This is a genomic window from Pseudomonas sp. KBN12P06040 (assembly GCF_037574965.1).
Taxonomy (GTDB): Bacteria; Pseudomonadota; Gammaproteobacteria; order Pseudomonadales; family Pseudomonadaceae; genus Pseudomonas; species Pseudomonas aeruginosa.
Genome location: NZ_JBBELS010000001.1, coordinates 4,365,945 through 4,378,087, shown reverse-complemented (window position 1 = coordinate 4,378,087; position 12,143 = coordinate 4,365,945). Strand labels below are relative to the sequence as shown.

Genomic DNA, 12,143 nt, shown 5'->3' with positions numbered 1-12,143 from the left:
ACCGAGAGAAACGCAATGCAACCAGCCCTCAACGCCTTCACCGAGCAGCTAGCCGATACGGCCGAGGCCACCAGCCGCGCCGGCCTTGAGCAGGCCTTCGCGCTGTTCAACCAGATGTCCAGCCAGCTCAGCGAGTCCTACAGCCTGCTGGAGGAGCGCGTTACCGAGCTGAAAGGGCAACTGGCCCTGGTCAGCGCGCAGCGCATGGAGGAGCTGGCGGAAAAGGAGCGCCTGGCCAACCGCTTGCAGAGCCTGCTCGACCTGCTTCCCGGCGGCGTCATCGTCATCGATGCCCATGGTGTGGTCCGCGAGGCCAACCCGGCGGCCCTGGGCCTGCTTGGCGAACCGTTGGTGGGCATGCTCTGGCGCGAGGTGATCGCCCGCTGCTTCGCTCCGCGCGAGGATGACGGCCACGAGATTTCCCTGCGCGACGGACGTCGCCTGTCCATCGCCACCCGCTCGCTGAACGGCGAACCGGGTCAACTGATCCTGCTCAACGACCTTACCGATACCCGCCGTCTCCAGGAGCAACTGGCGCGCCACGAGCGCCTGTCGGCGCTGGGGCGGATGGTCGCCTCGCTGGCCCACCAGATCCGCACGCCGTTGTCGGCGGCGTTGCTCTATGCCGGGCACCTCAGCGAGCAGGCGCTGCCGACCGACCAGCAGCAACGCTTCGCCGGGCGCCTGAAGGAGCGCCTGCACGAACTGGAGCATCAGGTACGCGACATGCTGGTGTTCGCCCGCGGCGAGCTGCCACTGACCGACCGGGTGGCGCCGAAGGCGCTGTTCGACAGCCTGCGCGCGGCGGCCGAAGTCCATGTCCAGGGGCTCCAGGTGCGTTGGCAGTGCGAGGCGCGCGGCGGCGAGCTGCTGTGCAATCGCGACACCCTGGTGGGCACCGTGCTCAACCTGGTGGAGAACGCGATCCAGGCCTGCGGGCCCGAACTGCGCCTGAAGGTGCATCTCTATGCCCGCGCCGACAGCCTGCGCCTCAGCGTCAGCGACAACGGACCGGGCATGGACCCGGCGACCCTGGCGCGCCTGGGCGAACCCTTCTTCACCACCAAGACTACCGGTACCGGGCTCGGCCTGGCGGTGGTCAAGGCCGTGGCACGCGCCCACCAGGGGCAATTGCAGTTGCGCTCTCGGCCCGGGCGCGGCACCTGCGCCACCTTGATCCTGCCGCTGATTCCGGCGGCGCCTCTTTCTGCGATTCAGGAGTAACCCCATGGCAGCCAAAGTCCTGCTGGTCGAAGACGACCGCGCACTACGCGAAGCCCTCAGCGACACCCTGCTGCTGGGCGGTCACGAGTTCGTCGCCGTGGACTCGGCGGAGGCGGCGCTGCCGGTCCTGGCCCGCGAAGCCTTCAGCCTGGTGATCAGCGACGTGAACATGCCGGGCATGGACGGACACCAGTTGCTCGGCCTGATCCGTACACGCTACCCGCACCTGCCGGTGTTGCTGATGACCGCCTACGGCGCGGTCGATCGCGCCGTCGAGGCGATGCGCCAGGGCGCCGCCGACTACCTGGTCAAGCCGTTCGAGGCGCGGGCGCTGCTCGACCTGGTGGCACGCCATGCGCTGGGCCAGTTGCCGGGCAGCGAGGAGGATGGTCCGGTGGCCCTGGAGCCGGCCAGCCGGCAGTTACTGGAACTGGCCGCGCGGGTCGCGCGCAGCGATTCCACCGTGCTGATCTCCGGCGAGTCCGGGACCGGCAAGGAAGTCCTGGCCAACTATATCCACCAGCAATCGCCGCGTGCCGGCAAGCCGTTCATCGCGATCAACTGCGCGGCGATCCCGGACAACATGCTCGAGGCCACCCTGTTCGGCCACGAGAAAGGTTCCTTCACCGGCGCCATTGCCGCCCAGCCCGGCAAGTTCGAGCTGGCCGACGGCGGCACCATTCTTCTCGACGAGATATCGGAAATGCCCCTCGGCCTGCAGGCCAAGTTGCTGCGCGTATTGCAGGAGCGCGAGGTGGAGCGGGTCGGTGCGCGCAAGCCGATCAACCTGGATATCCGCGTGCTTGCCACGACCAACCGCGACCTCGCGGCGGAAGTCGCGGCGGGGCGTTTCCGCGAGGACCTCTACTATCGCCTGTCGGTCTTCCCGCTGGCCTGGCGGCCGCTGCGCGAACGCCCTGCGGACATCCTGCCGCTGGCCGAGCGTCTGCTGCGCAAGCACAGCCGCAAGATGAACCTCGGCGCGGTGGCGCTCGGCCCCGAGGCCGCCCAGTGCCTGGTCCGGCATGCCTGGCCGGGCAACGTACGGGAACTCGACAACGCCATCCAGCGTGCGTTGATCCTGCAACAGGGTGGCCTGATCCAGCCCGCCGACCTGTGCCTCACCGCGCCGATCGGCATGCCGCTCGCGGCCCCGGTGCCGGTGCCCATGCCGGCAATGCCACCGGCCACCCCGCCGAGCGTCGAGATTCCGTCGCCGGCCGCAGGCCAGGACGCTAGCGGCGCGCTGGGCGACGACCTGCGCCGCCGCGAATTCCAGGTGATCATCGATACCCTGCGCACCGAGCGCGGCCGCCGCAAGGAGGCTGCCGAGCGCCTTGGCATCAGCCCACGGACCCTGCGCTACAAGCTCGCCCAGATGCGCGACGCGGGGATGGACGTGGAGGCCTATCTCTACGCCATCTGAGGGCTCGCCATGTTCCCCAGGCCCGCCTCGTGCGGGCCTTTTGCGTCCGCCGCCGGTCGTCGCCCGGGGCTGTTCGAGCGTACGCGCCTGCCGATAACCGGAGCAGGGACGGACCCTGCAGCGGTCGCGGGCATTGGCGGCGAACGCCGATGCCGGGCCTTGGGGTCGACTTGGCACCCTTGTTGCTAACTCCTCTGCAAAGTGCCGGGCGGCGTCAAAAAAGCCGCGGCTGTTGGAGGAAGAGTCATGAGTCAGGGTGTCGAGTTCAATCGTCTGATGCTGGAAATGCGTTCCATGCAAATGGAAGCCATGGCCAAGGCCAAACCGGTTCAGGCGCCGGCCGAAGTGGGGGCGCCGAGCTTTTCGGAAATGCTCTCCCAGGCCGTGGACAAGGTGAACGAGACCCAGCAGGCCTCCACCGCGATGGCCAACGCCTTCGAGGTCGGCCAGAGCGGCGTCGACCTGACCGACGTGATGATCGCCAGCCAGAAGGCCAGCGTGTCGTTCCAGGCCATGACCCAGGTGCGCAACAAACTGGTCCAGGCCTACCAAGACATCATGCAGATGCCGGTCTGAGCGGCGCGAGGATAACTAGTTCATGGCCGATGCACTGATCGACAGCCAGGTTCCCGCCAAGAGCGGCGGTGCCGGGATGCTGAAAAAATCCTTCCCGGGACTGTCGTTCCTCGACAACCTTTCCGAGATGACCATGCTGCGCCAGATCGGCCTGCTGGTCGGTCTCGCCGCCAGCGTGGCGATCGGCTTCGCCGTCGTGCTCTGGTCCCAGCAGCCGGACTACAAGCCGCTCTATGGCAGCCTCAACGGGGTCGACGCGAACCGTGTGGTGGAAGCGCTGACCGCGGCGGACATTCCCTACAAGGTCGAACCCAACTCCGGTGCGTTGCTGGTCAAGGCCGACGACCTCGGCCGGGCACGCATGAAGGTGGCCTCCGCCGGCGTGGCGCCGACCGACAACAACGTCGGTTTCGAGATCCTCGACAAGGAACAGGCGCTGGGCACCAGCCAGTTCATGGAAGCCACCAACTACCGCCGCGGCCTGGAAGGCGAGCTGGCGCGCACTGTGTCGAGCCTGAACAACGTCAAGGCCGCCCGCGTGCACCTGGCGATCCCGAAGAGTTCGGTGTTCGTCCGCGACGACCGCAAGCCCAGCGCCTCGGTGCTGGTCGAGCTGTATCCGGGTCGCAGCCTGGAGCCGAGCCAGGTGATGGCGATCGTCAACCTGGTCGCCACCAGTGTGCCGGAGCTGGACAAGTCGCAGGTCACCGTGGTCGACCAGAAGGGCAACCTGCTCTCCGACCAGCAGGAACTCTCCGAGCTGACCATGGCCGGCAAGCAGTTCGACTTCACCCGGCGCATGGAAGGCCTGCTCACCCAGCGCGTGCACAATATCCTGCAACCTGTGCTGGGCAACGGTCGCTACAAGGCCGAGGTGTCCGCCGACGTCGACTTCAGCGCGGTCGAGTCGACCTCGGAGATGTACAACCCGGACCAGCCGGCCCTGCGCAGCGAGCAACGCAACAACGAGGAACGGCAGAATTCGTCCGGGCCGCAGGGCGTGCCGGGGGCGCTGTCGAACCAGCCGCCGGGCCCGGCCAGCGCTCCGCAGCAGGCCACCGCCAGCGCGCCGGCCGACTACGTCGCGCCGGGCCAGCCGCTGAAGGACGCCAACGGCCAGACCATCATCGATCCGAAGACCGGCAAGCCGGAGCTGGCGCCGTACCCGACCGACAAGCGCGACCAGACCACCCGCAACTACGAACTGGACCGCTCGATCAGCTACACCAAGCAGCAGCAGGGGCGCTTGCGCCGACTGTCGGTGGCGGTGGTGCTGGACGACCAGATGAAGGTCGACGCGAAGACCGGCGAGGTCAGCCACCAGCCCTGGAGCGCCGACGAACTGGCGCGCTTCACCCGCCTGGTACAGGATTCGGTGGGCTACGACGCCAGCCGCGGCGACAGCGTCAGCGTGATCAACGCGCCGTTCGCCCCGGCCCAGGCCGAAGAGATCGACAGCATTCCGTTCTACTCGCAGCCGTGGTTCTGGGACATCGTCAAGCAGGTGCTCGGCGTGCTGTTCATCCTGGTCCTGGTGTTCGGCGTGCTGCGTCCGGTGTTGAGCAACATCACCGGCGGCGGCAAGGGCAAGTCGCTGGCCGGCGGCGGCGGTCGCGACGGCGACCTGGCGCTGGGCGAGAGTGGCCTGGAAGGCTCGCTGGCCGACGACCGGGTGAGCATCGGCGGGCCGTCGAGCATCCTCCTGCCGAGCCCCACGGAGGGGTATGATGCGCAATTGAACGCGATCAAGAACCTGGTCGCACAGGACCCGGGCCGCGTCGCCCAGGTCGTGAAAGAGTGGATCAACGCCGATGAGTAAGTGCCATGAGTGAGAATCGTCTCGCCGCCAAACTGACCAAGGTCGACAAGGCCGCCATCCTGCTCCTGTCGCTCGGCGAGACCGACGCGGCGCAGGTGCTGCGGCACATGGGGCCGAAAGAGGTGCAGCGGGTCGGCGTGGCCATGGCGTCGATGCGCAACGTGCATCGCGAACAGGTCGAGCAGGTGATGGGCGAGTTCGTCGAAGTGGTCGGCGACCAGACCAGCCTCGGCGTCGGTGCCGACGGCTACATCCGCAAGATGCTCACCCAGGCCCTCGGCGAGGACAAGGCCAACAACCTGATCGACCGCATCCTCCTCGGCGGCAGCACCAGCGGCCTGGACAGCCTGAAGTGGATGGAGCCGCGTGCCGTGGCCGACGTGATCCGTTACGAACACCCGCAGATCCAGGCCATCGTGGTCGCCTACCTCGATCCCGACCAGGCCGCCGAGGTGCTCAGCCATTTCGACCACAAGGTGCGCCTGGATATCGTCCTGCGCGTCTCCTCGCTGAACACCGTGCAGCCCTCGGCGCTGAAGGAACTCAACCTGATCCTGGAGAAGCAGTTCGCCGGCAATTCCAACGCCACCCGCACTACCATGGGCGGGGTCAAGCGCGCGGCGGACATCATGAACTACCTCGACAGCTCCATCGAAGGCCAACTGATGGATTCGATCCGTGAGGTCGACGAAGACCTGTCCGGACAGATCGAGGACCTGATGTTCGTCTTCGACAACCTCGCCGACGTCGACGACCGCGGCATCCAGGCGCTGCTCCGGGAAGTCTCCTCGGACGTACTGGTGCTGGCGCTCAAAGGCTCCGACGAGGCGATCCGCGAGAAGGTCTTCAAGAACATGTCCAAGCGTGCCGCCGAGCTGCTGCGCGACGACCTGGAGGCCAAGGGGCCGGTACGGGTCAGCGAAGTGGAAGGTGCGCAGAAGGAAATCCTCACCATTGCCCGGCGCATGGCCGAGTCCGGCGATATCGTGCTGGGCGGCAAGGGTGGCGAGGAGATGATCTGAGGTGGTCCCCCACGACAAGGACAAAGACAGTCCCAGCGAACTGATCCGCGGCAAGGACGTGGCGGCCTTCGGCCTCTGGTCGTTGCCGAGCTTCGACGAGCCGCGCGACGAGCCGGCCGTTGCCGCGCCGCAGGTGCCCGCGGTCGCCGAACCCGCGCCGGCGCCGCCGGCGGTGGAAGAGGTCGAGCTGGAGACCGTCAAGCCGCCGACGCTGGAGGAAATCGAGGCGATCCGCCAGGACGCCTACAACGAAGGCTTCGCCACCGGCGAGCGCGACGGTTTCCACGCCGGCCAGTTGAAGGCGCGGCAGGAAGCCGAGGAGGCGCTGAAGGAGCGCCTGCAAAGTCTCGAGCGCCTGATGACGCAGCTCCTGGAACCCATCGCCGAGCAGGACGCCCTGATCGAGCAGGGCATGGTCAACCTGGTCAACCACGTTGCCCGCCAGGTGATCCAGCGCGAACTGCACATGGACTCCAGCCATGTCCGCCAGGTCCTGCGCGAGGCTCTGAAGCTGCTGCCGATGGGCGCGGCGAACATCCGTATCCATGTCAACCCGCAGGACTTCGAGCGGGTCAAGGCGCTGCGCGAGCGCCACGAAGAGAGCTGGCGGATTCTCGAGGACGATTCGTTGCTGCCCGGCGGCTGCCGCATCGAGACCGAACACAGTCGCATCGACGCGACCATCGAGACGCGCCTGGCGCAGGCAGTGAAGCAACTGTTCGAGCAACAGCGCGAACAGGCGACCCATCCGCTGGCCAGCGACATCCGGATCGACTTCGACGCCCCCGGAGACGTCGATGCGCCTTGAGCGAACCAGTTTCGCCAGGCGCCTGGAGGGCTACACCGAGGCTGTCTCGCTGCCGGCGCAGCCGGTGGTCGAGGGCCGCCTGCTGCGCATGGTCGGCCTGACCCTCGAAGCCGAAGGCTTGCAGGCTGCGGTCGGCAGCCGCTGCAACGTGATCAACGAAAGCGGCTACCACCCGGTGCAGGTGGAGGCCGAAGTGATGGGCTTTTCCGGTAGCAAGGTGTACCTGATGCCGGTCGGCAGCCTCGCCGGCATCGCGCCTGGCGCGCGGGTCGTGCCGCTGCCGGACACCGGGCGCCTGCCGATGGGCATGTCGATGCTCGGCCGGGTGCTCGACGGCGCCGGCCGCGCCCTCGACGGCAAGGGCGGGATGCGCGCCGAAGACTGGGTGCCGATGGACGGCCCGACGATCAACCCGCTCAAGCGCCACCCGATCAGCGAACCTCTCGACGTCGGCATCCGCTCGATCAATGGCCTGCTCACGGTCGGCCGCGGCCAGCGCCTCGGCCTGTTCGCTGGTACCGGGGTGGGCAAGTCGGTGCTGCTGGGGATGATGACCCGTTTCACCAGGGCCGACATCATCGTCGTCGGTCTGATCGGCGAGCGGGGTCGCGAGGTGAAGGAGTTCATCGACGAGATCCTCGGCGAGGAAGGCCTCAAGCGCTCCGTGGTGGTCGCCTCGCCGGCCGATGACGCGCCGCTGATGCGCCTGCGCGCCGCGCAATACTGCACGCGGATCGCCGAGTACTTCCGCGACAAGGGCAAGAACGTATTGCTGCTGATGGACTCGCTGACCCGCTACGCCCAGGCCCAGCGCGAGATCGCCCTGGCCATCGGCGAGCCGCCGGCGACCAAGGGGTATCCGCCATCGGTGTTCGCCAAGCTGCCGAAGCTGGTGGAACGCGCCGGCAATGCCGAAGCCGGTGGCGGCTCGATCACCGCGTTCTACACCGTGCTCTCCGAGGGCGACGACCAGCAGGACCCGATCGCCGACGCCGCTCGCGGCGTGCTCGACGGGCACTTCGTATTGTCCCGGCGGCTGGCCGAGGAAGGCCACTATCCGGCCATCGATATCGAAGCTTCGATCAGCCGGGTGATGCCGCAGGTGGTCGAGGCCGAGCACCTGCGCGACGCCCAGCGCTTCAAGCAGCTCTGGTCGCGCTACCAGCAGAGTCGCGACCTGATCAGCGTCGGTGCCTACGTGGCCGGCGGCGATCCCGAGACCGACCTGGCCATCGCGCGCTTCCCGGTCATGCGCCAGTTCCTGCGCCAGGGCCTCGACGAAAGCGAAAGCCTGGCGGAAAGCCGTGCGCGGCTGGCGAGCCTGCTCGCCGGCGGGCAGGCCTGAGGCGCCCTGAGGCATGGAGAAGCGCGCGGCGCGGCTGGCGCCGGTGGTGGACATGGCCAGCAAGGCCGAGCGGGATGCCGCGACCCAGCTGGGCAGGTGCCAGCAGCAATTGCTCGCGGCACAGCAGAAGCTGGCGGAGCTGGAGCGCTACCGCAACGACTACCAGCAGCAATGGATCAGCCAGGGCCAGAAGGGCGTCAGCGGCCAGTGGCTGATGAACTACCAGCGCTTCCTCTCGCAACTGGAGACCGCCGTTGTCCAGCAGGCCAACAGCGTGACCTGGCACCGCGAGGCGGTGGACAAGGCGCGGCTCAACTGGCAGGAGAGATACGCCCGCCTGGAAGGGCTGCGCAAGCTGGTCGAGCGCTACCTGGAAGAGGCGCGCCAGGCCGAGGACAAGCGCGAGCAGAAACAGCTCGACGAACTCGCCCAGCGTACCCGCCGCCAGGACGACTGACGACTCAGAAGAACGGACGCGACGCCTTCAGCATGAACGTGGTGTCGCAGTAGCTGTTGTGTCCCGAGTAGGCGCTGCAATCGCTGCCGGTCAGGCTGGTGCCGCTGTAGGACAGGTTCAGGTCGATGCCCAGCCAGGGCCGCGAGAGGTTCACCGACCAGTCGTTGAAGACGCTCACGTAGCCCCCGCCGCTGAGGCTCGCCGGGTTGTCCAGGCGATGGTTGCCGTACTTCAGGGTGACGTCGAAACCGAACGGCGGGTTGACCCCGAGGTCGGCGAACAGGGTGGTGTCGTTGCGCCCCGGGTCGCTGCTCAGGGCCGCGCCGAGCCGGCTGCCGAAGATCGACAGGCCGCCGTAGAGTTCGGCTGCGTCGTTGGCCGGCTGCTCCGGGCGGCTGTAGCGGATCAGGCCCATTTCGTAGCCCAGGCGGTTGTTCAGCGGGCGCTTGAAGCCGGCGTAGGAGTCGATCTCGGTGGGCTTGCCGGGGTCGAGGTTGGAGGTCCAGTTGCCGATGTACCAGCCACTTTCGTGGCTTAGGTCGAGGCCGCCGTGGAAACTGCCGGAGCTGCCCGGGGTGACCAGGCCCTGGGCCATGCTGCGGGTCGGACTGGTGGCCAGCTTGAGTTCGAAATCGCCCAGGTCGCGGGCCATCACCTGGGCCAGGGCCGAGGAGCTGGCGAGCAGGGCACAGGTGAGCACGAGCAGGTGCTTGAGCATGGTTCTCCCCTGGTAATGCGGACAACGGCGCTGCGCCGGTCTTCCCGCACGACGCCAACGGCAAGGCCGCGGCATGGGGCCGGGCGAGGTCGGGCAGGTCGGAAGGGCAGGAAGAGCGGCGAGCTAGAGCGCCACGGACCATCTTAACCAAGGTTCGGGCGGCTGACCGACCGCTCGTCAGGGCCGGCCGATCAATTGTTACCGCAGGCTTTCCGCGAGGCTGGCCAGGCGAATCACTTCGACCCGGTTGCGACCGCTGCTCTTGGCCCGGTAGAGAGCCTGGTCGGCGGCGCTGTAGAGCTGCTCGTAGCTGGCCTGGCCGCCTCCGTCGAGGCTGGCCACGCCGAAGCTGGCGGTCAGGCAGAGCACGCCGTCCTGCGTCGCCAGCGGGGTACCTTCGAGGCGTTCGCGGAGTTTTTCCGCAAGGCTGCGAGCCTGCTGCTCGGCGGTGTCGGGCAGGAGCAGGAGGAATTCTTCCCCGCCCAGGCGCGCCACGCTGTCGCTGCTACGGGTATTGCCGCGCAGCAGGTTGGCGGTATGGCGAATGACCTCGTCGCCGAAGGGGTGCCCATAGCGGTCGTTGATGTACTTGAAGTGATCCAGGTCGACCATCAGCAGGCTCAGCGGCTGCGGTTGGCGAGCGATGCGTGCGAGTTCCATGAGCACCAGCTGGTCGAATTCGCGACGATTGAACAGGCCGGTCAGCGGGTCGTGACCGGCCAGGTACTCCAACTGGCGATTCTTCTCCTCCAGCTCCTGCCGCTGCAACTCCAGCTTGCGTTGCTGGCGCAGGTTGCGCACGTGCCCGTGCCAGAGGATCAGCGACAGCAGCAGGCCGAGGCCGAACGCGGTGAGGCCGTTGGCCTGGTTCGACAGGCGCAGTTGCGGGTCGGCCTGGGCGTAGCCCATCGCCAGTTGGAAGACCAGCATGGCCAGGCCGTAGAAAGGCACGGCGTAGGCCGGGCGGATCAGGATGAACATGGCGCAGGCGAAACAGGCCAGCAGCAGCGGCGTGATGTTGCTGGTGATGCGCTGGTCGATGCAGGCGATGGCGACGCCGAAGCCTATGATCCCTGCGCCGCCCAGCAGGATCAGCAGGCGCATGCGCCACAGCTTGGGTGGCTGGCGGCGCAGCCATAGCGCGAGCAGGCCGATGCCGCCGAAGAGCAGGGCCATGGCGCCATGGGCGTACATGATTTCCTGGCGCCAGAGCTGATGGCCGAGGTCCGGGCGGAAGTCCTTCAGGGAAAACACCAGGATGTGGATCAGGTTGAAGGGGACGGTCAGCAGCGCGAGGTGGGTCAGACGCGAGAGATTCTCCAGGGCGATGGGAAGGGCCAGGGACGAATTCACCTCGATGGCGTGCTGGATCGATTCGAGCGTCGTTCTGGCCACGTTCTGCGGGTCCGCGTGGGCGCTGTGCCATCACAGCATAGCAGCGTCGCGACGGCCGCCCTATCCGGCTTTCCGGGCCGGTCGTCCGGTTTGCACGGGCGTACCTGGCGCCGCTTTCATTCCGGCAGCCGCCTGGCCAGCAGCAGTGCGACCAGGCCCAGCAGGCTCCAGTACGCCGCCAGCGGCCAGGGACGGTCGAACGGTAGCAGGGTGGACGCGCCCAGTCCGAGGCCGATCAGCAGGTAGTAGGCGAGCCCGAACAGGGCTCCGGCGCGTCCCCGGCAATCGTCGTAGGCGTGCAGCGCCGGACCCAGCAGGTTGGGAATCGCCACGCCGAAGCCGACGAAGATCGGCAGGGCCGGCAGGGCCCAGGACAGGCCTTCGGCGTATCCGCCGGCGGCCAAGAGCGTCTGCGCTGTCGCGCCGACGGCCGCCAGCGCCAGGCCCAGGCGTACCCGGCGAGCGCTGTTCCAGGTGCGCGGCAGGCGTCGGTTGAGCAAGGCGCCGAGGCTCCCGGCAATGGCGATGGCCAGGCCGATCCAGCCGAAGCCCAGGCCGGGCAGGTCGCCGACCATGAACGGCCCGGCGGCGTAGAAGGAGAACACCAGCACATTGAGCACCGCCACCAGCAGTGCGCGCGTTTGTAGCGGGCGGTCGGCCAGGACCCGTCGGAAGATCGCCAGGGTCGCGGGCTCGGGCGTGCCCGCCAGCAGCGGACGGGTTTCCGGCCAGGCCGGGACGACCAGCGCCGCCAGCGAGGCGAGCAGCACCGCCAGGGTGGCGAACACCGCCGGGTGCCCGCCGAGGTCGGCCAGCCACTGGCCGCCGAGGGGGCCGACTGCCGGCGACCAGGCCAGCACCGCGCCGAGCGTGACGAAATAGCTCATCAACGCCGGGCCTTGCAGCACATCGCGCAGGCTGGCCTGCACCGTCACCGAGCAGGTCGCCAGGCCGAGGCCCTGGACCAGGCGACAGGCAAGCAGGTAGGAATAATCGGTACTGGCCCAGGCACCGAAGGTCGCCAGGGCCGCCAGGCCGAGCCCGCCGAGCAGAGCCGGGCGCCGGCCGAGGCGGTCGGCCAGCCAGCCCCAGAGCCAGATGCCGGGGGCGAAACCGACGAAGAACAGCGCCATGGTCCACTGGCTGGTAGCGTCGTCCAGTCGCCAGTGGCTGGCCAGGGCCGGCAGCGCGGGGGAAAGGATGGTTTCGGCGACTTGCGGCAGGGCTAGCAGGGCGAGCACCAGCAGCAGGGGAGGGCGAGGACGGTCAGGCATGATGGCTCCGGAAAAAAGAGCCAAGCCTAGGTCGCTTGCGCCTGGCAGAATGCTGCGGTCAGGACGGAAAACATCGCGA

Annotated in this window: 11 protein-coding genes; 8 read left to right on the top strand and 3 right to left on the bottom strand. The window is 67.9% G+C overall.

Translation table 11 applies throughout. The features are described from left to right. Positions 1-15 precede the first annotated feature (15 nt). The 8 genes from fleS (at position 16) to fliJ (ending at position 8,677) form a co-directional block, all read left to right on the top strand. Positions 16-1,224, top strand: a complete 1,209-nt coding sequence (gene fleS / locus VQ067_RS20525) for a sensor histidine kinase FleS (RefSeq protein WP_015503342.1) — start codon at positions 16-18, stop codon at positions 1,222-1,224. Positions 1,225-1,228: 4 nt separating this feature from the next. Beyond that, positions 1,229-2,650, top strand: coding sequence for a sigma-54-dependent response regulator transcription factor FleR (fleR, locus tag VQ067_RS20520; protein ID WP_003082202.1), 1,422 nt, complete (start codon positions 1,229-1,231; stop codon positions 2,648-2,650). A 246-nt stretch (positions 2,651-2,896) separates the two neighbouring features. Next, positions 2,897-3,226: a flagellar hook-basal body complex protein FliE gene (gene fliE, locus VQ067_RS20515; protein WP_003086454.1), complete on the top strand. Its 330-nt coding sequence runs from the start codon at positions 2,897-2,899 to the stop codon at positions 3,224-3,226. Between the two features lie 22 nt (positions 3,227-3,248). Continuing rightward, positions 3,249-5,045: a flagellar basal-body MS-ring/collar protein FliF gene (gene fliF / locus VQ067_RS20510; protein ID WP_003109118.1), complete on the top strand. Its 1,797-nt coding sequence runs from the start codon at positions 3,249-3,251 to the stop codon at positions 5,043-5,045. Between the two features lie 5 nt (positions 5,046-5,050). Continuing rightward, the gene (gene fliG / locus VQ067_RS20505) at positions 5,051-6,067 is read left to right on the top strand and encodes a flagellar motor switch protein FliG (protein WP_003082212.1); all 1,017 of its coding nucleotides are present in this window, start codon (positions 5,051-5,053) and stop codon (positions 6,065-6,067) included. A gap of 1 nt (position 6,068) precedes the next feature. Further along, positions 6,069-6,875 (top strand): flagellar assembly protein FliH, encoded by an 807-nt coding sequence (gene fliH / locus VQ067_RS20500; protein ID WP_003449045.1) that lies wholly within the window; start codon positions 6,069-6,071, stop codon positions 6,873-6,875. Continuing rightward, on the top strand, positions 6,865-8,220 hold the full coding sequence (gene fliI, locus VQ067_RS20495; RefSeq protein ID WP_003086458.1) for a flagellar protein export ATPase FliI: 1,356 nt from the start codon (positions 6,865-6,867) through the stop codon (positions 8,218-8,220). The genes fliH and fliI overlap by 11 nt, the downstream gene beginning before the upstream one ends. 13 nt (positions 8,221-8,233) lie before the next feature. Further along, a complete protein-coding gene (gene fliJ, locus VQ067_RS20490) occupies positions 8,234-8,677 on the top strand; it encodes a flagellar export protein FliJ (protein WP_003086459.1) in 444 nt (147 codons plus the stop codon). A 4-nt stretch (positions 8,678-8,681) separates the two neighbouring features. On the opposite strand, the gene VQ067_RS20485 is transcribed toward fliJ, so the two are convergent. From VQ067_RS20485 to VQ067_RS20475, 3 genes are all read right to left on the bottom strand, one after another. After that, positions 8,682-9,395: a TorF family putative porin gene (locus VQ067_RS20485; RefSeq protein WP_003086461.1), complete on the bottom strand. Its 714-nt coding sequence runs from the start codon at positions 9,393-9,395 to the stop codon at positions 8,682-8,684. 198 nt (positions 9,396-9,593) lie between these two features. Continuing rightward, complete coding sequence (gene roeA, locus VQ067_RS20480) at positions 9,594-10,790, bottom strand: diguanylate cyclase RoeA (protein WP_003116321.1); 1,197 nt, start codon at positions 10,788-10,790, stop codon at positions 9,594-9,596. A 116-nt stretch (positions 10,791-10,906) separates the two neighbouring features. Then, a complete protein-coding gene (locus tag VQ067_RS20475) occupies positions 10,907-12,064 on the bottom strand; it encodes a multidrug effflux MFS transporter (RefSeq protein ID WP_003116322.1) in 1,158 nt (385 codons plus the stop codon). Positions 12,065-12,143 lie beyond the last annotated feature (79 nt).